The sequence below is a fragment of the Halalkalibacter sp. HAAS-P013 genome, assembly GCF_056619925.1.
In genome coordinates this window covers 65020-89516 of sequence record NZ_JBWQTU010000012.1, presented here as the reverse complement: position 1 = coordinate 89516, position 24497 = coordinate 65020, and the positions used below count along the sequence as shown (strand labels likewise).

The 24497-nt window shown below is 40.1% G+C and carries 26 protein-coding genes and 1 riboswitch; of the genes, 22 read left to right on the top strand and 4 right to left on the bottom strand.

Going from position 1 to position 24497, the window contains the following annotated elements:
* The first annotated feature begins 11 nt into the window (after positions 1-11).
* The gene (locus AC1FXP_RS16260) at positions 12-2090 is read left to right on the top strand and encodes a flagellar assembly protein A (RefSeq protein WP_480063064.1); all 2079 of its coding nucleotides are present in this window, start codon (positions 12-14) and stop codon (positions 2088-2090) included.
* A gap of 105 nt (positions 2091-2195) precedes the next feature.
* Here the strand turns inward: AC1FXP_RS16260 and AC1FXP_RS16255 are convergent, their stop codons facing one another.
* The gene (locus AC1FXP_RS16255) at positions 2196-3929 is read right to left on the bottom strand and encodes a methyl-accepting chemotaxis protein (protein WP_480063063.1); all 1734 of its coding nucleotides are present in this window, start codon (positions 3927-3929) and stop codon (positions 2196-2198) included.
* 26 nt (positions 3930-3955) lie between these two features.
* Positions 3956-4417: a chemotaxis protein CheX gene (locus tag AC1FXP_RS16250; protein WP_480063062.1), complete on the bottom strand. Its 462-nt coding sequence runs from the start codon at positions 4415-4417 to the stop codon at positions 3956-3958.
* A 118-nt stretch (positions 4418-4535) separates the two neighbouring features.
* Positions 4536-4622, bottom strand: a riboswitch (cyclic di-GMP riboswitch).
* A 265-nt stretch (positions 4623-4887) separates the two neighbouring features.
* On the opposite strand from AC1FXP_RS16250, the gene AC1FXP_RS16245 reads away from it, so the two are divergent.
* From AC1FXP_RS16245 to AC1FXP_RS16175, 15 genes are all read left to right on the top strand, one after another.
* Positions 4888-6237, top strand: coding sequence for a flagellin N-terminal helical domain-containing protein (locus tag AC1FXP_RS16245; RefSeq protein ID WP_480063061.1), 1350 nt, complete (start codon positions 4888-4890; stop codon positions 6235-6237).
* Between the two features lie 100 nt (positions 6238-6337).
* Entirely contained in the window at positions 6338-6895 is a 558-nt protein-coding gene (locus tag AC1FXP_RS16240) for a hypothetical protein (protein WP_480063060.1), read from the top strand.
* A gap of 348 nt (positions 6896-7243) precedes the next feature.
* Entirely contained in the window at positions 7244-7483 is a 240-nt protein-coding gene (locus AC1FXP_RS16235) for a hypothetical protein (RefSeq protein ID WP_480063059.1), read from the top strand.
* Positions 7484-7497: 14 nt separating this feature from the next.
* The gene (locus tag AC1FXP_RS16230) at positions 7498-7698 is read left to right on the top strand and encodes a YjfB family protein (protein WP_480063058.1); all 201 of its coding nucleotides are present in this window, start codon (positions 7498-7500) and stop codon (positions 7696-7698) included.
* A gap of 96 nt (positions 7699-7794) precedes the next feature.
* Positions 7795-8169: a flagellar protein FlaG gene (locus AC1FXP_RS16225; protein ID WP_480063057.1), complete on the top strand. Its 375-nt coding sequence runs from the start codon at positions 7795-7797 to the stop codon at positions 8167-8169.
* Positions 8170-8430: 261 nt separating this feature from the next.
* Positions 8431-10236, top strand: coding sequence for a flagellar filament capping protein FliD (gene fliD / locus AC1FXP_RS16220; protein ID WP_480063056.1), 1806 nt, complete (start codon positions 8431-8433; stop codon positions 10234-10236).
* Between the two features lie 30 nt (positions 10237-10266).
* Positions 10267-10677: a flagellar export chaperone FliS gene (gene fliS / locus AC1FXP_RS16215; protein WP_480063055.1), complete on the top strand. Its 411-nt coding sequence runs from the start codon at positions 10267-10269 to the stop codon at positions 10675-10677.
* On the top strand, positions 10677-11039 hold the full coding sequence (fliT, locus tag AC1FXP_RS16210) for a flagellar protein FliT (protein ID WP_480063054.1): 363 nt from the start codon (positions 10677-10679) through the stop codon (positions 11037-11039). Before fliS ends, fliT begins: the two co-directional genes overlap by 1 nt.
* Positions 11040-11198: 159 nt before the next feature.
* A complete protein-coding gene (locus AC1FXP_RS16205) occupies positions 11199-12077 on the top strand; it encodes an Rpn family recombination-promoting nuclease/putative transposase (RefSeq protein ID WP_480063053.1) in 879 nt (292 codons plus the stop codon).
* 164 nt (positions 12078-12241) lie between these two features.
* Positions 12242-12784: an RNA polymerase sigma factor SigY gene (gene sigY / locus AC1FXP_RS16200; RefSeq protein WP_480063052.1), complete on the top strand. Its 543-nt coding sequence runs from the start codon at positions 12242-12244 to the stop codon at positions 12782-12784.
* Positions 12768-13106, top strand: a complete 339-nt coding sequence (locus tag AC1FXP_RS16195) for a YxlC family protein (RefSeq protein ID WP_480063051.1) — start codon at positions 12768-12770, stop codon at positions 13104-13106. Before sigY ends, AC1FXP_RS16195 begins: the two co-directional genes overlap by 17 nt.
* Entirely contained in the window at positions 13093-13311 is a 219-nt protein-coding gene (locus AC1FXP_RS16190; RefSeq protein WP_480063185.1) for a transcriptional regulator, read from the top strand. The genes AC1FXP_RS16195 and AC1FXP_RS16190 overlap by 14 nt, the downstream gene beginning before the upstream one ends.
* Before the next feature lie 20 nt (positions 13312-13331).
* Positions 13332-13514 (top strand): PLD nuclease N-terminal domain-containing protein, encoded by a 183-nt coding sequence (locus AC1FXP_RS16185; protein ID WP_480063184.1) that lies wholly within the window; start codon positions 13332-13334, stop codon positions 13512-13514.
* Between the two features lie 8 nt (positions 13515-13522).
* On the top strand, positions 13523-14419 hold the full coding sequence (locus AC1FXP_RS16180; RefSeq protein WP_480063050.1) for an ABC transporter ATP-binding protein: 897 nt from the start codon (positions 13523-13525) through the stop codon (positions 14417-14419).
* A complete protein-coding gene (locus tag AC1FXP_RS16175) occupies positions 14416-15198 on the top strand; it encodes an ABC transporter permease (protein WP_480063049.1) in 783 nt (260 codons plus the stop codon). The genes AC1FXP_RS16180 and AC1FXP_RS16175 overlap by 4 nt, the downstream gene beginning before the upstream one ends.
* A gap of 145 nt (positions 15199-15343) precedes the next feature.
* On the opposite strand, the gene AC1FXP_RS16170 is transcribed toward AC1FXP_RS16175, so the two are convergent.
* Positions 15344-16282 carry a DUF6612 family protein gene (locus tag AC1FXP_RS16170; RefSeq protein ID WP_480063048.1) on the bottom strand — a complete coding sequence of 313 codons (939 nt, stop codon included), beginning with the start codon at positions 16280-16282 and terminating at the stop codon, positions 15344-15346.
* Positions 16283-16827: 545 nt separating this feature from the next.
* Here AC1FXP_RS16170 and cspD point away from each other — a divergent pair.
* Positions 16828-17025 carry a cold-shock protein CspD gene (cspD, locus tag AC1FXP_RS16165; RefSeq protein WP_034634086.1) on the top strand — a complete coding sequence of 66 codons (198 nt, stop codon included), beginning with the start codon at positions 16828-16830 and terminating at the stop codon, positions 17023-17025.
* A 545-nt stretch (positions 17026-17570) separates the two neighbouring features.
* Complete coding sequence (gene hpf / locus AC1FXP_RS16160) at positions 17571-18122, top strand: ribosome hibernation-promoting factor, HPF/YfiA family (RefSeq protein ID WP_332629863.1); 552 nt, start codon at positions 17571-17573, stop codon at positions 18120-18122.
* A 147-nt stretch (positions 18123-18269) separates the two neighbouring features.
* On the opposite strand, the gene AC1FXP_RS16155 is transcribed toward hpf, so the two are convergent.
* The gene (locus tag AC1FXP_RS16155; protein ID WP_480063047.1) at positions 18270-18923 is read right to left on the bottom strand and encodes a glycoside hydrolase domain-containing protein; all 654 of its coding nucleotides are present in this window, start codon (positions 18921-18923) and stop codon (positions 18270-18272) included.
* 212 nt (positions 18924-19135) lie between these two features.
* Between AC1FXP_RS16155 and secA the strand changes: the two genes are divergently transcribed.
* From secA to AC1FXP_RS16135, 4 genes are all read left to right on the top strand, one after another.
* Positions 19136-21646 carry a preprotein translocase subunit SecA gene (secA, locus tag AC1FXP_RS16150; RefSeq protein WP_480063046.1) on the top strand — a complete coding sequence of 837 codons (2511 nt, stop codon included), beginning with the start codon at positions 19136-19138 and terminating at the stop codon, positions 21644-21646.
* 63 nt (positions 21647-21709) lie between these two features.
* Positions 21710-22814, top strand: a protein-coding gene (gene prfB / locus AC1FXP_RS16145) for a peptide chain release factor 2 (protein WP_480063045.1) whose coding sequence is annotated in 2 segments (ribosomal slippage) — positions 21710-21781 and positions 21783-22814 — 1104 coding nt in all. Because the reading frame shifts where the segments join, the coding sequence is not laid out codon by codon here.
* A 227-nt stretch (positions 22815-23041) separates the two neighbouring features.
* Positions 23042-23911 carry a YitT family protein gene (locus AC1FXP_RS16140; RefSeq protein WP_480063183.1) on the top strand — a complete coding sequence of 290 codons (870 nt, stop codon included), beginning with the start codon at positions 23042-23044 and terminating at the stop codon, positions 23909-23911.
* Between the two features lie 72 nt (positions 23912-23983).
* A complete protein-coding gene (locus AC1FXP_RS16135; RefSeq protein ID WP_480063044.1) occupies positions 23984-24337 on the top strand; it encodes a c-type cytochrome in 354 nt (117 codons plus the stop codon).
* The last annotated feature ends 160 nt before the right edge of the window (positions 24338-24497 follow it).

The window sequence follows — 24497 nt, the reverse complement described above, 5'->3', positions numbered from 1 at the left end:
GTGGGATAGGTATGCAAAGTATAGTCTCGAAAGGAAAAAACATTACAGAAGCTATTAATGTAGGGCTATCGTTACTAGAAACCTCGAAAAAAGAAGTAGATATAGAAATTATTCAGTATGAAGCAAAGGGATTTTTAGGCATTCGGTCGAAAGAAGCGATCGTGAAGTTGACGAAGCTAGCACCTAGAGCTCAAGAAGTCTTGAAAGAGCGTGAAATAGCAGATCCTCCATATGAGTTGATAGAAGAGGCCATTGCTGATATTCCTGATGAACAAGTGTTGATCAATGATGATGAGCGTTACATAAAGGAAGTACATCCTAACGAGCAAGCTGATCGTCTGACTGGGAAGGTTTGGATTGAAAATGGTCAATTATATTGCCAAGCATCTCCTGATCAATATCCTATGATTACCGTTCCGAAAGGGATTCAAGTTATAAAAAACAGACAAGTAGAAAAAAGAAGTACGATCATTGTTACCGAGAATGATACGTTTGATTTTAAATTAGAAAATGAAACGAAAGAAACAAGATGGAGTATTTCAATGGATCAGCATAGAGTCAAAGTCTTGCTGCATGTGGAGCCAGGCTATCGAATCATTCGAAGCATTCCTGATATAGAGCCTGATCGGCATATTAAGTTATCCATTCATGAAATAAAAGAAATTGATAACAGTTTAAGCTACGCAAAGGTTCTTCAAAAGTTAGAAAATTTACGAGTCATACATGGATTCAATCAAGATGAAATCATCAAAGCAATAGAAACAATAGAAGCAGGGACTTTTGAAATTGCAACAGGAATTATGGCTAAACCGGGTAAGAATGGTTGGATTGAATTAAAAGTGAATATCGATACGCAAGTAGGGCCGAAAGAACAAGAAGATGGCACGGTCGATTATAGAGAAATAAAAGCTATACCGACCGTTGAACGTGGCCAAGTTGTTGCTGTTGTTCACCCGCCTATCCCGGGGGAGTGCGGATACACGGTAACAAATGAACCACTTCCTGCTAAACAAACGTTTCCGATTCATCTCAAACTCGGAAAAGGCGTAGATTTAGTTGATGATAAAATTGTCTCAACCGAACCTGGACGTCCAAATATTGTGAAAAGAGGGCAATTAGTCAAAGCTTCCATTATGCAAAAGCTTACGCACAATGGCGATGTTGACATCGCTTCAGGCAATATTCATTTTACTGGCGATGTAGAAGTGTTAGGGCGAGTGGAAGAAGCGATGAAGGTTGAAGCGGAGGGAGATATTACGATCCTAAAAGAAGTAAATCGGGCAAGTGTTACTGGGCAAGGGGCTATTATTTCTTATGGAAATATCGTTAACTCTGAAGTGTCAGCAGGTAAGAATAATATGCTAATTGCTGAATTAGGGCATATCCTTGGTATTCTTCATAAGCATATACAGCAAATAATCAACGTTATTAATCAACTAACACAATCTCCTGCATTTAAGAATAATGATGTTTCAGCAGGTGGCCTGCAGCCATTAATTCGAATTTTGATGGAAAAGAAATTTAAAAATTTCCCGCCGCTAGCTAAAAATTATGTAGAGGTCGTTAGAAGAGGGGATAAATACTTAGATGACGATGAGTGGAAAATAATCGCGGGTGATTTGTCTCGAATTTTCCTTTCAATCTCGAATGAATTAGTAACTGTTGAAAGGCTAACCGATCTCTCTCAAAAAATGAAAGATTTACACGAAATAAGCAAGACTCCTGTTGAGCCAGATTCCTATATAATAATTCCGAATGCATCGAACAGTCGTCTTTATTGCAGCGGCAATGTAGAGGTAATTGGACAAGGTTGTGTAAATACAAAAATCCATGCTGGTGGCACGTTATCAATTAGAGGTATTTTACGCGGCGGCGAAGTATACGGCAGGTTAGGTGCGCATATTCATGAAGTTGGTTCAGAAGTGGGAACACCTACTGTGATCACTGTTCCATACGATCAGGAAATTAAGATTGGAAAGGCATTAGAAGGCACAACAGTAAAAATAGGAAATGTGAAACATGTTTTCACAGAAACAAAATATGATGTACATGCTTTTCTTGATAAAAAAGAACGGATTGTCTTTACATAATATCTGTCTTTTAGGCTCGAATTGAAGTAGCACGAAGTTGTGGAGGGGGTGTCTCAAAAGGTTTAAAAACAGACCTTTTGAGGCACCCCCTTTGTTTGAGTGCGATTATAAAGTAAACTTCTTCACGGTTTCCTGCAGTTCCTCAGCCATTCTCGATAACATCTCAGCCGACGCAGAAATCTCTTGCATCGTTGCTGTTTGCTCTTCGACTGCAGCAGCGACATTTTGTGAGTAAGGTGATGCGTTATCCGCAATCGTAGACGCTTCTTTAATCGATTCAAGCATGTTCATTGTACCAATGGCAATTTGCTGAACGGCAACAGACACTTCATCGACTTGAGTGAAAATGTCATTGATGGAAGAAGAAATTCCCTGGAACTCTTTCCTAGCTTCTGTCGCATACACAAGTCCTTGCTGGACCGTGTCACGGCCTTCAGCCATCGAAGAAACAGATCGTTGAATATCATTTTGTATATCTTTGATTAACGTACTAATTTGTCCAGCTGATTGGTGCGACTGTTTTGCTAGTTTACGAACTTCAGCCGCTACAACAGCAAACCCTCTTCCGTGCTCTCCGGCTCGAGCTGCTTCAATTGCTGCGTTTAACGCAAGCAAATTCGTTTGGTCTGAGACAGCTGTAATGAGGGAGATGATTCTACCGATTTCGCTCGACTTTTCCTCTAAGTTCGAAATAACTGTAGTTGTTGCATGAGCTTGGTTGTTAATGGCATTCATTTGGTCGACTGTCTTTTCAACAATCTCTAACCCATTATTCGATTTCTGCCTAGCCGTGTTTGTTGCTTCTGAAACAGAAAAGATGTTCCTAGCGATTTGTTCAACCCCAGCAGAGATTTCATTCGCTGTATCATTCGCACTTGCTGTACTCTCGGCTTGCTTTTCAGCGCCTGAAGCAACAGATTGAATCGATTCTGTAATTTGGTCAGTTGCTTTTGCCGATTCGTTGGCACTTGCATTAAGTTGCTCAGATGAAGCTGCAACTTGTTCAGAGTTCGTCTGAATGTTTGAGATCATCTCTCTTAAATTGTCGGTCATCTTGTTAAATGACTCGTTTAACTCATGAATTTCGTCTTTGCTTTTTATGTTCATTCGCGACACAGCTAAGTCTCCGGAAGCAACTTGTTTTGCTAGAGCGTTTAGATTAATAATTGGTTTTGCGATGAGGTTAGAAACAAAAATCCCACTTACAATGGCAAGTAAGAAAGCGGCGATACTAACGACAAGAACCAAAAAGGAAGCTCCTTGTGCCATTTGACTTACTTCAGCTTGTCTATTTCCTAGTATCTCTCCTTCAAACGCAGTGAGTGTCTGAGATACCTCGCGCATTTCCATACTAATTGGCAAAACATTTTCATTTGCTACGTGAATCGCATGATCATGCATAGAACTCGAAATGTTAATCGCTCTTTCGGATTCACTCAGGAAAATATTATTGAGTGTTGCAAGTTGGTCTAGATGACTTACTGTTTCTTCTAAGAACGTTAAGTTACGAGCCTGTTCAATTAAACTATGTATCTCTCGATTATTTGCATTCATTTCTTCAATAAATACTTCTTCTTCAAATAATAAGTAAGCATTGAGATCACTTGCTTGGTTACTAATTAATGTTTCAATATCCTGACTAATAGAGCGAATCTCATACACATTTTCAACTAAATACGTGTATGAATCGTTCGTTTGCTTAAGGTTATAAAAGGAAATGAAACTAGCAATCCCAAATAAAAGGGCAATTAAAAGAAAACTGCTAATCAATTTCTTTCTTATGGTAAGATTCATGAACTTAGTGCGTTTTTCGGAATTCTTTTCTTTGCTTAATTCCATGGGTTAGCCTCCAAGTGAAATTACGATTAATCTATTAATAAATATATATCAATATTCCCAGTGTTAACCAATGTGATAGGGACTTGCATGCCTTTGTCGAACTCAGTTAGGATCGTGCTTTCTTTCATAACAAAAGGAACAGTAATATCTGTAGTCACACCATACTCATCAATGATGGTCGAAAAACATCCGGCTATCATATTACCTAACTCACCTATAAACGAGTCTAGCATCTCGCCCTCAAGTGATAACCCGAACATGGATTGACCAATTGCCGAGAAGACTGATAAATCTCCAGTCATGACTAACTTCCCTTTAATATCACCCGTAATTTTAATGAAAACACCATAATCGAGAAAAATTGATTGTCCAGTAATTTGTGGAAAGGAATTTGTTAGATGGAGAGGGACGACATTTTTCATAGAGGTAATGATGCCTTGTAGTAAATTAATATTTGTCTGATATGTCATATCTGTTGTAGAAATCATATTCATCCTCCTTATCCTTATTAGAGTAGTTTTTTGCTGAAAAATATTGTGTACTAAAAATGGCTACTCCTAAAAACAGGAATAGCCAAATAAACATAGTATGTACACTATCATTTTGTTTGGTAACCAGGCGAACATAGTATGGTAATACCTTAGTCCCTAGGCTTTGCGTCCTACACTTTCGAGTAGTTTGCCTTTTTCAATTATATATGTAGAGCTTTTGCCTTATTATCATATACTGAAAAATATGCTAATTCAACTGATTCTACAAATTTCTACAAGGTTGGTACAGAAAAAATAGAAAAATAATGAAAAAGATTTAGAATTTGCTAAACATCTACCAATGTCCGTCCGATAATAGAGTTGTAAAGCTGAAAGTGCGTATGGCGGCCGACATAGGTGCTTGAGGCTTAAAATTAAAGATCCCGACACAAGGACGTGGAGGGAGTACATTCAAGGAGGAAATTTAGATGATTATTAATAACAATATTCCAGCGTTGAACACTTATCGTCAGATGGGCGTTAACCAACAAAACGGACAAAATGCAATGGAGAAACTAGCTTCAGGTCTTCGTATTAACAAAGCAGGAGACGATGCAGCAGGTCTAGCAATCTCTGAGAAAATGCGTGGACAAATTCGTGGTTTGGATCAAGCTTCTCGTAATGCTCAGGATGGTATTTCTTTAATTCAAACAGCTGAAGGTGCTCTACAAGAAACACACTCAATCCTTCAACGTATGCGTGAGTTAGCTGTTCAAGCTTCAACCGACACTAATACCAAAGAGGATCGCGGAGAAATTCAAAAAGAGATTGATCAATTAAAAGAAGAAATTGATAGAATTGGTAATACAACTGAATTTAATACAAAGAAATTAGTTGATGGATCACAATCACAAAAAGCTGAATTAACAGCTGGTGGAACAAGCATCCAAGGTGCAAAAGCTGTAAATGCTATGAATGAAGGAACATATGATGTGAGTGTAGCATCAAGTGCAGCAGTTGCAGCAAACGTTAATGACAGTGGTACTGGTATTGATGACGCTGCTATAACAGCATTTGGTTCAAATGTGGATATTGGTGACTCTTTTAATATTATAGTAGAAGAAGGTACAAACTCAGGTAAGAAAATTACATTACAAGATAAAGAAGGTAACTTACTTCAACAATTAGATGATCAAGATGTCACAGGTGCAATCACAATTGGTGGGAATGATGGTCTAACTATTGGAGCTGGCTCAATAACTGGTAACGGGAATGTTACTATGGATTTTGGTATGGAAGCTACTTTTACTGTTGAAAAAGCAGGAGTGCAGCTTGATCAACAAACTGTTACATCAACAGACGGTAAAGTTAATGTTGGTGGGTTCCAACTTACTGTAGATAATTCGTTAAGCGACGCTACAAACGGTGCTATTGAAGTAAAAGGTGCTGCTCTTCAATTTCAAATTGGTGCAAATGAAAATCAGTCAATTCGTTTAGCTATAAGTGATATGAGATCAGGAGCTCTTGGGGTGGAAGGTGTTAAAGTAGATTCACACGATAATGCTAAGGCAGCCATTACGACTATTAATACTGCTATTGAATCTGTTTCTGCTGAACGTTCTAAATTAGGTGCTACTCAAAACCGCTTAGATCATACTATTAATAACTTAAATACGTCAGCTGAAAACCTTCAAGCTGCAGAATCTCGTGTTCGTGACGTAGACATGGCTCGTGAAGTAATGGAAATGACGAAGAACAACATTCTTTCTCAAGCTTCTCAAGCAATGCTTGCACAAGCTAACCAAGCTCCACAAGCTGTATTACAATTACTTGGATAATTTTAATATTCAACTTAAGGGAGGCTCTAGATATGCTAGGGTCTCTTTTTATATAGGGATGATTTTCATAGACAAATAAAAAGAAAAAGAGGTATCTATCTTGTCAATAAAAGAGTACTTGGTTAAACCAACTGAATTGCAGATAAAAGATTATATAGCTAGTGACTCTCTTGAGAAGTATATTTTAAAAGTTAAAGATATTTTGGATATTCAAGAAATGGATACGATGTTCGATCTATTTGAAAATAGTGAAGTAAAACTGAAAAGCTGTACAGTAGCAACTATTAGGAGTATTAAGGAATTTAAGGATTCAAAAAAAATATTTTTAAATACAAGAAGGATTGCCGAAGATTGTACTAAAAGATTTGAACTAATTTATAATGAAAAAAGTATATTCTATAAAATAGTTAAAGTTTATGTTAGGTTAGCAATAGTTCATGAGTTAGTTCATGTTCAGCAAATAAAGATGGGGAAGCTAAGTGAGGAAATAGTTAAGTCTGAATCTGAAAAACTATACGCAGATAGAATTCATGAAAAAGAAGCCTTAGAAGTAGCAGATAGTATAGTATCTTGCAGTGATGAATTTTCAAAGAATATTATTGAAAATATGAATGGAAAGTTTATTTCGGAAAGTATAAATGAACTTATAACTAGGTAGACATAAAACATTTAGTGAGCTTTAGATTCATATTTTAGAGGTGTTCATAAGACTCTTTCAACCGGAGAAACGTTGGGACGGTTCTTGTGTTTCAAAGAGCAGGGTCCTTACTCTAAAGCGTTTCCTGCGTACAACTAGATATTAGAAACAAATGATCCAACGCCTCGACTTCCATTATGAGATAGGGGCTATTTCTATTTTTAGGGAAATGTGAATGAGAAGGTATAGCTACAATTGCTAGTGAGCTGTAGATATATTAGTAGGTATGTTTGGAAATTGTCAGTTTTCTATATGCGATAGTATGAAATAATGAAGTAAATAAGTTTATGAAGAGGATAGGTTGATATCATGAACAAGGACTTGCATCAAAAGAAACAGTTTCTCGAAGAACAGCTTCAATGGACGAAAGAACGAGACAGCATCTTAGCTCAAATAGAAGAGAAATTATATGAGATGAAAGACATTGCAGAGACTGCTCTAGTAAATAAGCTTTCTACTTCAGAAACTGAGAAACTTAATCGACAACTCCACGAGCTAAAAATGGAAGTCCAATGCTTAGAGAAGAAGTTACACTCTGTTGTACATTAAAGGGAGGTGTTTTAATGGATATCGCTCTACTTTCTATGGCATTACATCAAGGTCAAGTTCAGCAACAGGCAAGTTTGTCAGTTATGAAAAAGGCTTTAGGGAATGCTGAGCAACAAAGTGAAGCTCTTCAGAAAATGATGAGTTCAGCTGATGTGAAAGCTATTCAACAGACAGCTCAGCCTCATCTCGGAAGCTCTATTGACCTAAAAGTTTAATTAATTTGCCATAGTATGTATTATTTTTAGAATTTTGCTTAAACTCACTTAGAATTTTCCGATATAAAAGAAAAAAGCCTTCGGAGGTGCACATAGGTGGAAGTGAAAAGTGCTTCGTTTCATCATAGTTCTGAACCGATCATCGGTAAATCACAGAGTATCATTAGGGGAGGCAAAGAGCTAGAGCCAAGTGCAATGGCTTCAAAAAAAGTATTAGAAACGAGTGAGCTTGGGAGTCGTAACTCTTCAAAAGAAGCACTTGATAAGCAAGTAGAAAATATGAATGAGCTGCTAGATAATCATGCTACGACGGTTAAATTTAATGTGCATGAAGATTTAGATCGGTTATATGTACAATTGGTTGATAAGAATACAAATGAAGTAGTGAAGGAGATTCCACCTGAGCACTTTTTAGATATGGTCGCATCGATGCTGAAACATGCAGGGTTGATTATTGATAAACGAGTTTAGGGGGCTGTCCCAAAAGGCCGAAACAGAGGTGGCAATGGCTCCGTTCGCTACGCGCCTTGAGAGGAGAACCCCACTCCTCTCAAGGCTTTTAAAAGATGTAGCGACTTCGTTCATTGCTTCGGGGGTGTTTCAAAAGGTCGAAAACAGACCTTTTTGAGACACCCCCTTTGTTATATCCAGGAAATTACGGAACAGTGTTAAACAATCTAGTAATGATGCCGATAATAAAAGTAATTAGTAGGGTTTGGGGGAGTACATAATATGAGAATAGCAGGTCTCGCCACAGGGATGGATATTAATCAAATTGTTTCAGATTTAATGCGGGCACATCGGATGCCGGTGGATAAAATGGTCCAAGACCGTCAAGTTATTGAGTGGCAAATGGAAGATTATCGAGAGATCAACCGAAAATTAAATGAGTTTCGTACAAATATATTTGATACGGTTATGCGTCAAAATACTATGCAGTCAAAGAAAGTGACAAGTTCGAATGATAGTTTAGTAACGGCAACGGCTTCTTCCACAGCAGGAAATATGTCTCTTCGAATTAGCAATGTGCAAAACCTTGCTAAGGCAGCGACATATAGCAGTCAAACAGCTGATGGAAAAGGCATTTCTGGTGATATGAAAATTAGCGCAAGCGGAGCTCTTGGTCAACAACAATTTGATGTGGCAGAAGACATATGGAAGGAAGGGATCGTCAATCGTCAATCGATTCGCCAAGCTTCTACTTCTACTGTTGTTGATTTAAAGAGAGGTGACATTATCAATACAGAAGATATGATCGTAAAAGTGAATGGGAAAGTTTACGATGTTGTGACAGATGGAGAACTACAAGATCATCAAGTAAGACTTGATGCAGAAGGGAAGCTTCATTTTAAATCTCCCGTCGCACAAGGGACGACAATCTCAACCGTTTTTATCACGGCGGCACCTGAAGGCTCCTCAGACCCTAAACATAAATATACAACTGCAGGAGTAACAACCTATAATGAGAACGGAGCACAAAGAGATAAGTTTATTTTTACGTCTGATCAATCGTTAAACACGGTTTTTAGTGAGCTAGGTCGCTCAAGTGTTGGAGTAACCGGCTTCTATGATGAGTTTTCGGATAAAGTAACTGTATCGCGTTCGGCGACAGGCATTTTTAATAAGGATGGGCAAGAAATTGAGTTTGAAGGTGCTTTTTTCCAAGATGCACTCAAGTTAAATTTTAACGCTGATTACAAACATGGTGCCAAAAACGCTGAATTTACTATGAATGGGTTATCAACTCAACGTCGTTCCAATACTTTTACCGTTGCGGGGATGACCGTGACATTACGGGATACATTTGATGGGGAAGTCAATTTACAAGCATCGACGGATACAGATAAAGTATTCGATACGATTCAAAAGTTTGTCGATGATTATAATGAAATACTTGATTTAGTGAACGGAAAGCTTGGAGAAGAACGTCATCGTGATTACCGCCCATTAACCGATGAACAAAAAGATGCCATGTCAGAAAAAGAAATTGAAAAATGGGAAGAGCGTGCCCAAAGTGGACTTTTACGAAATGATATGGCGCTAAGAAATGCTGTGGATCGTATGAGGTCGGATTTATATAGTCCTGTAAACGGCTCACTGAATACTTCTTTCAATCAATTAACAACAATTGGAATAAAGACGACTAGTAATTATATGGATGGCGGGAAGCTTGAGATTGACCCGGAAAAGCTACGTGAAGCCATCGAACAAGATGTTGAAGGTGTGTACCAACTATTTGCAGGCAATGGGGAAGCGAGTAGTGAACAAGGGATTGCTCGAAGGCTTCGGTCTACATTGGATGCTGCTATTGGTTCTGTCGCTGATCGAGCTGGTGGCTTGCGTGGAAAAGTGCAAAACAATCAGTTTACATTAGGACGTAATTTAAACCGAATCAATGATCAGATTTCTAACTTTGAGCGTCGCCTTCAACAAGTGGAAGATCGCTACTGGCGCCAATTTAATGCAATGGACGCAGCGGTAAATCGTGCCAATCAACAAGCGGAAACACTGTTTGCCCAGTTGTTCCCACAAGGATAATCAAACGTTTAATTAGGAGAGGGTTATAAAATGGCTACAAACATGCAAAACGCGAACGCCTACAAACAAAACGCTATGAAAACCGCATCACCAGGTGAGCTCACATTAATGCTCTACAATGGCTGCTTGAAGTTTATTAAACAAGCAAAACAAGCAATAGAAGCTGAGAATATTGAGCAGCGTAATACGTCGATTACAAAAGCGCAAAACATCATCCGTGAGTTGATGATCACGTTAAAGACCGATTCAGAAGTTGGTCAAAACATGATGCGGATGTATGATTACATTTTAAATCAATTAGTAGACGCAAATGTAAAAAATGATCTTCAAGCACTTAATTATGCAGAAGAACTTGTCACAGAATTCCGCAACACGTGGAAAGAAGTGATTCTAATTGATCGTCAGCAGCGCCACAGTGCTGGTACTGGTGGACGAGTATAATGTCAGCGGTGAAAGAGCTTTATCTTCAAACGGAGTCGCTGTTTCAGTTTGTGAAACAGGGGCTGCCAAAGGTTGATGATGAGCGGGATCATTTTATTGCTGAGGTGGATGAGAGATTAGGGCAACGGGATCATTTTATCGCGCGAATAGATTCTAGCAAGTTGACTGAGCCTGAAAAGAAGCTCGGTCAGGAATTGGTGAAGCTAAACAAACGTTTGAATGAACAATTGGAAATGATCCGCGCAGAAATTCGTGCCAATCTCTCAGATATTAAAAAGAAAAAAGAAACAGGACGCAAATACGATAATCCGTATGATGGTCCAACATCAGACGGAGTGTTTTTTGATAAGCGTGGTGTGTAGGGAGAAGTCAGCTCAATGGGGAGAGCTAGCTTTTTTGATTTGCGAATAAATGGCTATTAAATTCTTTGGAAGTGTTGTTATGTCTTGTCAAGTATTTTTCTAAAAATATGAAATACATGATATAATTATAGTAAGGATTATCATTAGGGAGATGATGCGATGTCAGAACAGACGCCTCTTCAGTGGTTGAAGCCCAAAAATGATTTTGTGTTTAAGCTGCTTTTTGGAAGTGAAGATGAGACATCAAATCAATTACTATTAGCTTTTTTAAATGATGTGCTGGATGTACCAGACGGACAAAGTTTAGTAAAAGTTGAAGTCTTAAATCCCGCTCTAAACAAGAAAAGTCTTAAAGATAAGGAAGCAATCTTAGATGTTAGAGCAAGAGTGGTAGGTTTAGGTTATATTAACGTAGAAATTCAGTTAACGAATCAGAAGAACATACACAAACGTTCGCTTTTCTATGCGTCAAGATTATACGAGGGACAGCTAGGGGAAAAGGGGAAATATAAAACATTAACAAAAGTAGTCGCAATTAACCTCATCGATTTTAATTATTTTCAATCTGAAGATTACCGAAGAAGTTTTGGACTTAAGGAAGATGGGACACTACAACCGTATCCAGATGATTTATTAAGATTACACTTCTTTGAAATGCCTAAGTTTAGAAATTTAGAACAAAATGGGAAGATAACACCGAATGATCGGATGGCGAAATGGCTACGCTTTTTAACAAATACGGACGATACGAGGTGGGACGAAATGGCGAAACAAGATCCGATGTTGGAGCTAAGTGTGGAAAAGTTACGACTTGCAAGCATGGACCCAGAAATTCGAATGCAGTACGAAGCCCGTGAGAAAGCATTAAAAGATATCGAGTCTATTCGAGATGATGCTTTAGAAGAAGGAAAATTAGAAGGAAAAGAGGAAGTGGCTATAACGCTGCTTAAGGAAGAGATGGACATTCAATTTGTCATTCGTATGACTGGACTTCCAAAGGAAGTTGTAGAAAAAATAGCAACGAAGCTTGATAACTAAAGATGATCAAATGGATAAAGTCAGCTCATAAGGAGAGCTGGCTTTTTCATACATTCTCCTGCTCTTTATGACTACTACATAACAACCGAGAAAAAATTAAAAACATATGAACGATTCACGACTGCCAATCGTCATATCAATGAGCACATAGAAAGGGGCCTTTTATGGAACATGAGGAGGACGTTCGTTTAATTGAAAAAGCGCTGGCTGGCGATGATGATGCGTTCGCCCATCTCTTTCAACGTTATTATTCTTTCTTATACAAATATCTTTTGAAATTGACGCTTGATGAGGAAGTGAGCAGTGATCTGGCGCAAGAGACGATGATAAAGTGCTACACGCGTCTTTCCTCGTACCAGGGGGAGGCGAAGTTTTCGACGTGGATGATTTCGATTGCATCAAGATTGTACATGGATCTTCTCCGGAAGCAGAAGCGTGAGAGGAAATGGCTTGACCAAGTGAAGCAGACGTTGTCACGGCAGCTTTCTTGGCAGGCTGATACGAAGGGGATGGAGTGGAGCGATGTATTCGCTGACTTTAATCAGCTTGATGCGGATGTGAGGGTGCCGATTCTTTTGCATCATTATTACGGGTTTACGTATGGCGAGATTGGAAAGATGATTGGCATTCGCGAGGGAACGGTGAAATCGCGGGTTCACAATGGGATTAAACAAATACGAAAGGAGTGGGATGATGAAGCGAAGTGAGGATCAGGAGCATATCCGAAAATTGCAACAGGATTGGAACCAGCTAGATGAACTAGGTGATCGTTCATCCGCTTCGTTTGCAGAAATTAAGGAGCAGCTGGCAACATATCGGGTTAAGCAGAAACAAGTTTTTATTAAGGAGCTCATCATTTTCTTAGTAACAGCCGTTTTAATCTTAAGTGTCACCTTGACGAGTCTATTCCAAGCGCCAGTCATTTTTATCATTATACAAGCGGGGGCGGTCGTTGTTGCGCCGATTCTTTTGTTCGTATTGATAAGGAGAAAGAAGCGTGAAGGGACGGTTGTATATGACGACGTTTGAGTTGTACGTGATCCTTCCGCTCGTCATTGTCCTGCTTTTTACACAGAGTACGATCCTATTTATTGATGCGAAGAAAAAAGGCAGCTTTGCTTGGTTTTGGGGAATATGGGGGCTGATTCAGTTTCCGCTGCCGACTGTGTTTTATTTATTATTTGTCATTTTGCCTCGGAGAAGAAAGGCAAAAAGAAAAGAAATGGAGAGATGAGAGTGGACGTATTACATGAAATGAACTGGGCATTACTTGCGCCACTTATGGTGTTACAGGCGATTTTAACTTTCGCAGCGCTTTTTAGCTGTGTGAAACAAGAGGAGACGAATGGTCCGAAATGGATGTGGATTTTAATCATTTTATTCGTCAATTTGCTTGGAGCGATTCTTTACTTTGTGATTGGACGTAAAAACGGTTAGGAGGTGGTATGGTGCTTGTTTCGATTAATAAGTTGAGTAAGTCGTTCAAAGAGCATAAGGCTGTTAAGTCGATTTCCTTTGAGATTGAGAAAGGACGTTGTATTGCGCTACTAGGGCCGAATGGAGCAGGAAAGACGACAACGCTGCAAATGTTAGCAGGGCTTTTAACGCCGACATCAGGATCGATTGAATTTGTTGGTTATGAGAAAAAGGATTACCGGTCGCTCATTGGCTTTTTACCGCAGCATCCATCCTTTTTTAATTGGATGACACCAAAGGAGTTTCTTCAGTTTGCAGGAGAGCTGTCCAATGTACCGAAAAAACAGCTAGGTGCACGTATCGAGGAGACGTTGGATTTTGTTAGTTTGAAGGATGTGAAAAACAAGAAGATTGGCGGGTTTTCAGGAGGGATGAAGCAGAGGCTCGGCTTGGCGCAGGCGTTGCTTCATGAGCCGGAGCTTCTCATTTTAGATGAACCGGTTTCCGCGCTTGACCCAACAGGAAGACGGGATGTACTCCAGCTTATTGACCAGCTAAAAAGCAAAATGACGATTTTGTTTTCGACTCATATTTTGCATGATGCCGAGCAAGTGTGTGAAGAAATATTAATGTTAAAAGACGGCGAACTAAAGTGGAATGGGACGCTTGAGGCGTTGAAGACAGAATTTGATAGCCTGGCGATTAAACTTCGAACACAAGAGCCTATTGGAACGTTTCTCGAACGGTTGGATTATGTGGAAGACGTTACGTACAACGATTTAACGACGGCTACGATTACGTTAAGTGATTTGTCAAAAACAAATGAACTGTTGCAAGAAATCTTTCGACAAAATACAACGCTTGTTCACTATGAAATGCTGCAGGATTCTTTAGAAGATGCCTATATGAAGGTGATGGAACGATGAACAATTTTCTAGTATTAGTGAAAAAAGAAATGAAAGAAAGCGCAAGAAACGGCAAGTGGATTTGGCTGCCGGTTGTGCTCATGATCATTGGAGTATCACAGCCGATCACGAGTTATTATATGCCGCAAATTTTAGCGGCAGCCGGCAATCTGCCGGACGGAGCTGTTATTGACATTCCAACGCCAACGGGGGAAGAAGTGCTGATTGGAGTGATGTCGCAATATGGAACGATTGGTACGTTATTATTTGTCTTAGCAACGATGGGCGTTATTGCCCAAGAGCGCCAAAATGGATCGTTAACGCTTGTCATGGTGCGGCCGGTTAGTGCATTTCAATATATCGGGAGCAAATTTACTGCGCAACTAGCGATTTTGCTCGTGTCACTCATCGCGAGTTACTTGTTGACATGGTATTATACGAATTTGCTTTTTTCCTCCGTTTCGTGGACGCTCATGCTAAGTAGCTTGGTCGTTTATAGTCTTTGGGTAGTATTTATTGTGGCTGTTACCATTTTGGCAGGGACGTTGTTAAGAAATAATGGGGGGATAGCTGGAGTTAGTGTTCTTTTTTTAGCCGTGATTAGTCTTTTAACGACGCTGTTTCCAAAGTACATGGAATGGAGTCCGGGGAATATTCGAGGTCAGGCCTCGATTCTTTTATTAGAAGGAGAATGGGTTCGGTCGGTTTGGATCGTTGTTGGGAGTACAGTTGGGCTTTCGATACTGTTCTTAATTTTGGCGGTGTGGATGTTTAAGCGGTTTGAGAGTTATCATGGATAAGAGGGGGGAGCGACTCATAAAATGGGTCGTTTTTTTATGGGAATTTCGCTTTACTTTATTAAGAGAGTGGTTTATTATAAGAACATAAGTTCGTTAATGGTCGCAAAAAAATTAGGCGATACCTTAATAGGTACCACCCTTATCTCTAAAAGCCAATTGGCTCTTCGACATGCTTGAAATCATTCATGTCAAAGTTATGTACGTCTTCAAACTCTGACAAGTATAGGTTGAACTCTTCCGCATCTTCCAAAGCTTCTTGTGGAACAACGATCTCTGTAATTTCATTAAAATGATCGAGTGTTTCGGTTACACTGATTTCTCTTTTAATGGAATCTTCGTCCAAAGACAAGTCTAGCACGAGCGACATGGTCCACTGTGTTTGTAGAAATGTCTCCTTCTCAATAAACAACTGATACTCTAATTTGTGAATGTCAGCCATCGTCATGAATTCTTCTAGCTCTGCAGCTAGCTCATCCAACATTAGGTGATTTAATTCTAGAGCAAAAGCCGTTAGGACATCAGGGTTTGCCTCAAATGTTAGAATGAAATGTGTTTCATTTTCTTCATGGGCAAGCTGTTCTGTGTACTTAGCTAACATCTCTAAGTGTTGTTCTTGTGGGTTTACCTGTTCTTCTTCAATTGCGATAATTTCATACGTTACATCTTCTGGGTATGTGAACCAAGTATCTTCCAAACCGTCTCTAAAATAAATACCGTCCTCCACTACAAAAATATCTGTAATGAAGTCGCCCATAATAGGGACTTCGGACACTCTCTTTCTATACATTGATAACGGGTCTTGGATCACTTCTGTGTATAAACTCGTTGTCGTGGAAAAGGGCTCTTCATTTGGCAATGAGATATGTTGAGTTAATTCTTTCGTTGATGAGAGACTCTCTACATGTTGCAGTTCGCCAAGTGATTTTAATAAGATTTCTTCGACTGTAAGGGTGTCTTCCGTTTCACTTTCTCTTGCTTCTTCCTTGTCTTCTTGCGTTGGCTCTGCTTGAATGACAGGGTTTGTTTTGCTGCAAGCCGCAAGAAAAACCAATGCACTTACTAGTAGGAACCATTTATATGCCATTTAGTTCCTCCCTCCCCAAATGATAGAACACTTTATTTTAACAAACATTTTTTCTGAATTATAGAGACAAAAGACAGAAATAAAAAATGTACACTCCCTCATACTTGAGTCAGTGTACATCATAAGCTAAAATGGGCACGTGCTAGGAGAATCTGCAGGTCTAGTGGCCGCGATTTAGCAGGTAGGATTATCTGATTTATCGAAGGATTATGTAGTTCTTTGTTAGTATTTGTTAAATTATGTATTTATTTTACTGTGAAAAAAGTATGAATACAATAAAGCTCGTCAGGAAATCATACATAGTAACTGAAATAAACTGAATTTAATCATTCAGTTTATTTCTAATAACATTTGTGGGCAACTTTGTTAGGGAAAGGTAACTTCAGGTAAGCGATTACATTTTTCGACAAAAGTAACCCCTGAATGTTGACTTTTGCCGAGTTGTCAGACGTTTCAAGCGTTTGACAAAGGCGTGAGAGCGCTGTTATATTAAACATGTGGAAAAAAACACCACAGTATTTTAGTTACGAAGGGAATGTGAAAGCATGCAAGGAAAAGTAAAATGGTTTAACGCAGAAAAAGGTTTTGGATTTATTGAGCGCGAGGATGGGGACGATGTATTCGTACATTTCTCAGCTATCAACTCTGATGGATTCAAGTCTTTAGACGAAGGTCAAGACGTAGAATTTGAAATCGTTGAAGGTGCTCGTGGTCCACAAGCTGCGAACGTAGTTAAGCTTTAATTCACATTCCTGGGTAGGAAATGAATCATAGCTAAAACCATACAGCCTATCTCAGTTTACTGGGATAGGCTTTTAGTGTATATGAAAAAGGACGACCTTCCCTTTTTCATATACACTAAGCGGTGAGCGGAACCGCCGTTATCTATTAAGCCTTTTGAGCGCACTTCTCAAAAGGCGCACGGCGAGAGGAGCCACCGCCACGTGTTCGCACTGTTAATAGGAGAAGTGCAGCTTTTCACTTTTATTTATAGAAGCTACGCGAAAGACCTGCCGATGTTCTAAGCTAGTCATATTGTAGTCATTGTCCTTGCTCGCACGAATAAGTCCTGTCTGAATGTTCATCTTAAAAAGAAACAGGTAAAGCCATCTCCATAAATTTGGAAAATAAAAAGAGGGAAAACAGTACTGAAACAAAGGAATTCCTCATAAAATATAACCGACACCATTGTAACAAAAGCGACATAAATTTTATTTTTTTTTATGTTTAAGCAGGACTTTCAATGGGGTAACTAGAAATAAGTACATAGAAAAGGAGGAGTTATTTTATGAACTATAATATCCGTGGTGAAAACCTGGAAGTAACGCCAGCTTTACGTGACTATGTACAAAAGAAGGTCAATAAACTGGAGCGTTATTTTGATACTACTCCCATAGCAGATGTCAATGTTCGTATGCAGGTATTGAACAATCAGCATATCATTGAGGTCACGATTCCGATGCCACAGCTCTTACTTAGGGGAGAAGAAGTCCATACGGACATGTATGCAGCTATAGATGGTATTGTAGAGAAATTAGAGCGTCAAATTCGTAAGCATAAAACAAAAGTAAATCGCAAGTTTCGCCAAGAGGGAAGCTTGAAATATATGTTTAAAAATGATTTAGAACCACTTGAACAAGAGGCTCCAGTTACGGACGAGCTAGAAGTTGTCCGTAAGAAGCGTTTTAACTTAAAGCCAATGGACGCTGAAGAAGCAATTTTACAAATGGACATGCTTGGTCATAACTTCTTTGTCTTTTCAGATGCTGTGAACGGTTCAACAAATGTTGTTTACAAGCGTCGAGATGGAAAATACGGTCTGATTGAGCCAGAAGCGTAAATCGAATAAGTAAAAAGGGGAGTGCAGCGTGGCTGTGCTCCCTTTTTTTTCAGAGAGAAAAGTATAAACACGTGATCGCTTTTCGAAGAAGCCTGAAAGTTTAACGAAAGAAGAGCAGTGGCTCAAAATGGGCGTGCGTCTTTTCTTTTAGGCTAGCTCCTGATATAGGCGATTTTCCATTAAGACGGTATCGATTGGGCATTCATCTGCGTCGCGGCCATATTGCCACGCCCACACGTTTGCTTCGCAGTCAGGTCTGCTTGGTGTAAATTGGCGCGGGGCATTTCGTTTTGTTGTCGTCCCAGGCTCCGGTTCCGCACTCCAAATAACAGCTTGCTCGCGAACGAGATTGCTCATCGTCGCTGCTTGGCAATACGCTTCGTTAAATGGACCTTCATCCGGATCGGCATAAATACCTGGACGATAAGGACTTCTGTAAAACGCTTCAACCCAAGCGATAATCCAATCAGCATCCACATCAAAAAAACGCTCGACATTGGCGAAGATAAATGTACCTTCTGGGATGCCAAGTTGTCTTGCTTTAAAAATCGAGTTTCTTGCAGCGACAGACCCAGCACGAGCTCCAACAGCTTCGCGGAAATTATTATAAATAGGCATAAGCTTCATTCCGTGATTTTGAATGAAACGATATTCTTCGGGAGTTAGTCCTTCACTGACGGCGGGAATCGTTGATAAGTAACGACCCCAGAAGTCAGGTCGGCCGAAATTATCTATGACACATTGATACAAGTCTTCGGTTACGGCAGCAGCGGAATCTACTCCCCAGTTTAATATTCTCATAAAATCCCTCCTCATGAGTAATCTATGCGGCAAGTGCGGAGAGAGCGACTTATGACTTTTCAAAAAATGAACTTTTTCTACATTCTTTTCGAATCCATGTCATAAGGGTGTCCCTTGTAAGACCATGTTTTACCTGATAAAATTAAACTTAGTGAAAAAGCGTCATGCTCGTATTTAGATTGGACGAGCTGAAAAAAGAGAGGGCGAATTTGATGTTAGGTTTATTGAAGAAAGTGATCGGTGATCCGAGTCAACGACAATTGAAAAAAAATGAGAAGCTCGTTGACCAAATTGAAGCGTTAGCATCAGATATGAAGAAGCTATCTGATGATGGACTTCGTAATAAAACTAGTGAATTTAAAGAGCGTTATCAAAAAGGGGAAACGCTTGAAGATCTTTTAGTTGAGGCATTTGCGGTTGTTCGTGAAGCGTCAACACGTGTCTTAAAGTTGACTCCATACCCGGTTCAACTACTTGGTGCGATCGCACTTCACCAAGGAAACATTGCTGAAATGAAAACAGGGGAAGGGAAAACGCTTGTTGGTACGATTGCGGTTTACCTTAACGCATTAACCGAAAAAGGCGTTCATATCGTTACGGTCAATGAATACCTTGCCCGTCGTGACTGCGAAATCATGGGAGAATTGTTTGAGTTTCTTGGACTAACCGTTGGACTAAATGCGAACGATCTTTCAAAGGATGAAAAGCGTGAAGCGTATTTAGCAGACGTAACCTACAGCACAAACAATGAACTAGGGTTTGATTACTTACGAGACAACATGGTGTTATATAAAGAGCAAATGGTGCAGCGTCCTCTTAACTTTGCCCTCGTCGATGAGGTCGATTCCATCTTAGTCGATGAAGCGCGTACGCCATTAATTATTTCTGGTTCTGTTGAGCGTTCCACTCAGCTTTATCAACAAGCAAACTCATTTATCCGTATTCTGAAAAAGGAAGAGGATTATACATTCGATGAAAAAACAAAGAATGTGCAGCTGACAGAAGATGGTGTGAACAAAGCGGAGCGTGCATTTGGCATCGACAACTTGTACGATTCAAAGCATGTTCAATTAAATCACCATTTGAATCAGTCATTAAAAGCACATGTTGTGATGCATCGTGATACGGACTATGTCGTTGAAGACGGTGAAGTGGTGATCGTTGACCAATTTACTGGTCGTTTAATGAAAGGTCGACGTTATAGTGATGGCTTGCACCAAGCCATTGAAGCGAAGGAAGGCATGCAGATTCAAAAAGAAAGCATGACTCTTGCTTCGATTACATTCCAAAACTATTTCCGGAAGTATCAAAAGTTAGCTGGGATGACAGGTACAGCGAAAACGGAAGAGGAAGAGTTCCGGAACATTTACGGAATGGACGTCATGGTCATTCCAACGAATAAACCGATTGCACGTGATGATAAACCTGACTTAATTTTTAAAACGATAGAAGCCAAATTCCGTGCAGTTGTGAATGAAATTGAAGAACTATACAAAAAGGGACAGCCTGTTCTTGTTGGTACGGTAAGTGTTGAAACATCAGAACTTGTCTCAAAAATGTTAACAAAGCGCAAAGTTCCTCACCATGTGTTAAATGCGAAAAACCATGAAAAAGAGGCAGAAATCATTGAAAATGCAGGGCATCAAGGTGCGGTAACGATCGCTACGAACATGGCCGGTCGTGGGACGGACATTAAGCTAGGTCCTGGTGTGCTTGAGCTTGGCGGCTTGCATGTTCTTGGTACAGAGCGTCATGAATCTCGTCGGATTGATAACCAGCTTCGTGGTCGTTCTGGTCGACAAGGGGACCCAGGTTCAACTCAGTTCTACTTATCGATGGAAGATGAATTGATGCGCCGCTTCGGTTCCGATAACATGAGAAACATGATGGAACGTCTTGGTATGGAAGAGGATCAACCAATCGAGAGTAAGCTCGTTTCTCGTGCGGTAGAGACGGCTCAGAAGCGAGTGGAAGGCAACAACTTTGATGCTCGTAAGCAAATTCTTCAATATGATGACGTCATGCGTGAGCAACGTGAGATCATTTACAAACAGCGTATGGAAGTACTTGAATCAGAGAACCTTCGTGAAATTGTTGAAAAAATGATCAAGTCTGTCATCGAGCGTACGGTGAAACTGCACACGCCTGAAAGTGAAGTGCCTGAGGATTGGGATCTTTCTGCGATCGTCAATTATATGAAGGCAAACCTTTTACATGAAGATGATTTAACGGAGAAAGAGTTAAAAGGAAAAGAGCCTGAAGAGTTGATTGAGTTGATCGTTGAAAAAGTAACGGCCAACTACAATGAAAAAGAAAAGCAGTTCACGCCAGAGCATATGCGTGAGTTCGAGAAGGTTATCGTGTTGCGTACGGTTGACCGTAAGTGGATGAACCATATCGATCAAATGGATCAGCTTCGCCAAGGGATTCATTTACGTGCATATGGTCAAAATGATCCGCTTCGAGAGTACCGCTTTGAAGGCTTCGAAATGTTCGAGGCAATGGTTGATTCCATCGAAGAAGAAGTGGCCATGTACATCATGAAAGCACAAGTGCAACAAAACTTACAGCGTGAAGAAGTTGCTCAAGGAAAAGCGATGCAACAAAGCGATAAAGAAGAACCGAAAAAGAAAAAACCAATCCGCAAAGGCGTAACCGTTGGTCGTAACGATCCTTGTACATGTGGAAGCGGGAAAAAATACAAAGCCTGCTGCGGCAGATAAAAAAGAAAGAAGCGTAGGTGCAGAGTCTTAAGACTTTGCACTTCGCTATGAGGTGAAGAATATATGGAATTAGTAGAAGTGAAGCAAGAGCTAGCCCAGGTGGCCAAACGATTAATTGAATTTAGGGGGTCTCTTTGACCTCGATGAGAAGCAAGAGCGTATCGCGGAACTAGACGAAAAAATGACCGATCCAGATTTCTGGAACGACCAAGATGCAGCACAAGTCGTCATTAATGAAGCGAATGCGTTAAAAGAGCAAGTTAACACGTTTCTAGAGTTGAATGGTCAATTTGAGGACTTAGAAGTTTCATATGATTTAGTGAAAGAAGAACCAGATGCTGATTTGCAGCAAGAGCTGGAAGAGGGAGTCAAGTCGTTATCGCAAGCAATGAACGACTTTGAGCTTCAGCTATTATTAAGTGAACCGTATGATAAGAACAATGCGATTTTAGAGCTTCATCCTGGAGCAGGTGGAACGGAGTCTCAAGACTGGGCTTCCATGCTTTTACGGATGTATACGCGCTGGGCAGAGCGGAAGGATTTCAAAGTAGAAACGATGGATTACCTTCCTGGAGATGAAGCAGGTGTTAAGAGTGTGACCCTTCTTATTAAAGGTCATAATGCGTATGGCTACTTAAAAGCAGAAAAAGGAGTTCACCGTTTAGTGCGGATTTCTCCTTTTGATTCATCAGGTCGTCGCCATACGTCGTTTGTTTCATGTGAGATTATGCCTGAGTTAGATGACAGTGTTGAGATTGATATTTCTCCAGAAGATTTAAAGATCGACACGTACCGTGCAAGTGGAGCAGGTGGTCAGCACATTAATACGACAGACTCAGCTGTTCGAATAACGCACTTACCGACAAATACGGTCGTTACGTGTCAAACGGAGCGTTCGCAAATTAAAAACCGTGAACGTGCGATGAAAATGATGAACGCGAAGCTCTATCAATTGAAAATTGAAGAGCAGCAGGCAGAGCTTGCAGAAATTCGTGGTGAGCAAAAGGAAATTGGCTGGGGAAGCCAAATCCGCTCGTATGTGTTCCATCCTTATAGCATGGTCAAGGATCATCGTACTGGACATGAAATTGGAAACACGAATGCCGTGATGGACGGAGACTTAGACGGGTTTATTGATGCGTACTTACGTCAGTCTTTAGGGAAATAAGAGCTATTTCGGTAAATAGCTTAGCTTAATAATGAAAGAACCAAACCGAGCGCAAAATCGAGAAGGATTTTGCGCTCGGTTTTTTTTTTGTGGAGCATTGGGGTCAGACCCCGCTTTACTTCACTACAGCATTAGCGAAGTCTCGTTTACATATTTGACACCTGGTGCTATACTACGCAATGATTATTTGGTTATTCTAAGAAATGAAGGAGTGAACATGTATGATGATGCGACCGAAAAGAGGCCAGCAGCCGCCAAGCACGATGGTGCAATTATTAACCGATTATACATATATACTTGTCGGTGCTGCGATTGTGGCGATTGCGTTTAACCTCTTTTTGCTTCCTAATAGAATTGCGTCAGGCGGTGTGAGCGGGATCAGTACGATTGTCGCTCATATGATGGGGATTGAACCGGCCTTTACGCAGTGGGCTTTGAACATCCCCTTATTTATTTTAGGAATCCTGCTTCTTGGCGGGCTTAAATACGGGATCAAAACATTAGTTGGTACGCTATTTTTGCCGCTTGTCGTTTATTTAACGAGAGATTGGTCGGTAGGATTTGAAGATGCGTTATTAGGAGCATTATTTGGTGGAATTGGTGTCGGGATTGGGATTGGTCTCGTATTCCGAGCTAGGGCAAGTACAGGAGGAACGGACCTCGCTGCTCAAATTATTCAAAAATATACTGGATTAACATTGGGAGCGGCAGTTTTTATTATTGATGGTTTAATTGTGATTACTTCTGCATTTACATTTGGGATTGAGCTAGCCCTGTATGCACTTATTAGTTTGTATGTAACCGGAAAAACTGTGGACATGGTTCAGGTCGGTGTCGGTTATGCGAAGGTGGCGCTTATTATTTCAAATCACCAAGAAGAAGTTCGTCAAAGTCTCTTAAGAGATGTTGATCGTGGTGTGACGAAATTAAGTGGCTATGGTGGTTATACAGATGAAGAGCGCGATGTGTTAATGTGCGTTGTGAATCAAACCGAGGTCACAAAATTGAAACAAGTTGTGAAAGCCGTTGATCCGAAAGCATTTGTCATTGTGACGAATGCAACTGAGGTTCTTGGGGAAGGCTTTAAACGAGCCTAGCGGTTGAACTAGGTATATAATTCCATTGGAGGAAACTCCAGAAAGCTACATAGTGAAAGGAGGTACTTTTATATGAAAAAGCTATTGCTAGCATTAGGTGTTGTTGTTGCTCTTTCTGCCTGTGGTGGAGGAGACGAAGCAGCTCCAGCAGAAGAAGCTCCAGCAGAGGATCCTGTAGCTGAAGAGGCTGCTGATGAATCGGCTGGTGAATATGATGCCACAGCCGCACGTGCTTCGTATGAAGCGAACTGCCTTGCTTGTCATGGTGGAAACCTTGAAGGTGGAGGTGGTCCGAGGTTAGCTGGGGAAGAGCATGATCCGGAGTACATTTATGATGTTATTATTAATGGCCAAAACACAATGCCAGCTATTAACATTCCAGCTGAAGAAGCAGAAAATTTAGCGCAATGGATTTCTGCACAGTAAGAAACACGGGCCCATTCTCCTAGGAGAATGGGCTTTTTTAGTGAAAATAACAATAAGTTTACGCAAAGTGAAATGAAATTGTAACATAAAAGACCAAGCCTTTTTATTTTTTAGGTGTTATAATGATGTAGATTACGACAAATGACGCGAAATTTTTTGG

What these genes read in the sequence shown, in the direction of transcription:
- AC1FXP_RS16260 (WP_480063064.1), top strand. Translation starts at nt 12, where the DNA reads ATGCAAAGTATAGTCTCGAAAGGAAAAAACATTACAGAAGCTATTAAT.
- AC1FXP_RS16255 (WP_480063063.1), bottom strand. Translation starts at nt 3,929, where the DNA reads ATGGAATTAAGCAAAGAAAAGAATTCCGAAAAACGCACTAAGTTCATG.
- AC1FXP_RS16250 (WP_480063062.1), bottom strand. Translation starts at nt 4,417, where the DNA reads ATGATTTCTACAACAGATATGACATATCAGACAAATATTAATTTACTA.
- AC1FXP_RS16245 (WP_480063061.1), top strand. Translation starts at nt 4,888, where the DNA reads ATGATTATTAATAACAATATTCCAGCGTTGAACACTTATCGTCAGATG.
- AC1FXP_RS16235 (WP_480063059.1), top strand. Translation starts at nt 7,244, where the DNA reads ATGAACAAGGACTTGCATCAAAAGAAACAGTTTCTCGAAGAACAGCTT.
- AC1FXP_RS16230 (WP_480063058.1), top strand. Translation starts at nt 7,498, where the DNA reads ATGGATATCGCTCTACTTTCTATGGCATTACATCAAGGTCAAGTTCAG.
- fliD (WP_480063056.1), top strand. Translation starts at nt 8,431, where the DNA reads ATGAGAATAGCAGGTCTCGCCACAGGGATGGATATTAATCAAATTGTT.
- fliS (WP_480063055.1), top strand. Translation starts at nt 10,267, where the DNA reads ATGGCTACAAACATGCAAAACGCGAACGCCTACAAACAAAACGCTATG.
- fliT (WP_480063054.1), top strand. Translation starts at nt 10,677, where the DNA reads ATGTCAGCGGTGAAAGAGCTTTATCTTCAAACGGAGTCGCTGTTTCAG.
- AC1FXP_RS16205 (WP_480063053.1), top strand. Translation starts at nt 11,199, where the DNA reads ATGTCAGAACAGACGCCTCTTCAGTGGTTGAAGCCCAAAAATGATTTT.
- sigY (WP_480063052.1), top strand. Translation starts at nt 12,242, where the DNA reads ATGGAACATGAGGAGGACGTTCGTTTAATTGAAAAAGCGCTGGCTGGC.
- AC1FXP_RS16195 (WP_480063051.1), top strand. Translation starts at nt 12,768, where the DNA reads ATGATGAAGCGAAGTGAGGATCAGGAGCATATCCGAAAATTGCAACAG.
- AC1FXP_RS16190 (WP_480063185.1), top strand. Translation starts at nt 13,093, where the DNA reads ATGACGACGTTTGAGTTGTACGTGATCCTTCCGCTCGTCATTGTCCTG.
- AC1FXP_RS16185 (WP_480063184.1), top strand. Translation starts at nt 13,332, where the DNA reads ATGAACTGGGCATTACTTGCGCCACTTATGGTGTTACAGGCGATTTTA.
- AC1FXP_RS16180 (WP_480063050.1), top strand. Translation starts at nt 13,523, where the DNA reads ATGGTGCTTGTTTCGATTAATAAGTTGAGTAAGTCGTTCAAAGAGCAT.
- AC1FXP_RS16175 (WP_480063049.1), top strand. Translation starts at nt 14,416, where the DNA reads ATGAACAATTTTCTAGTATTAGTGAAAAAAGAAATGAAAGAAAGCGCA.
- AC1FXP_RS16170 (WP_480063048.1), bottom strand. Translation starts at nt 16,282, where the DNA reads ATGGCATATAAATGGTTCCTACTAGTAAGTGCATTGGTTTTTCTTGCG.
- cspD (WP_034634086.1), top strand. Translation starts at nt 16,828, where the DNA reads ATGCAAGGAAAAGTAAAATGGTTTAACGCAGAAAAAGGTTTTGGATTT.
- hpf (WP_332629863.1), top strand. Translation starts at nt 17,571, where the DNA reads ATGAACTATAATATCCGTGGTGAAAACCTGGAAGTAACGCCAGCTTTA.
- AC1FXP_RS16155 (WP_480063047.1), bottom strand. Translation starts at nt 18,923, where the DNA reads ATGAGAATATTAAACTGGGGAGTAGATTCCGCTGCTGCCGTAACCGAA.
- secA (WP_480063046.1), top strand. Translation starts at nt 19,136, where the DNA reads ATGTTAGGTTTATTGAAGAAAGTGATCGGTGATCCGAGTCAACGACAA.
- AC1FXP_RS16140 (WP_480063183.1), top strand. Translation starts at nt 23,042, where the DNA reads ATGCGACCGAAAAGAGGCCAGCAGCCGCCAAGCACGATGGTGCAATTA.
- AC1FXP_RS16135 (WP_480063044.1), top strand. Translation starts at nt 23,984, where the DNA reads ATGAAAAAGCTATTGCTAGCATTAGGTGTTGTTGTTGCTCTTTCTGCC.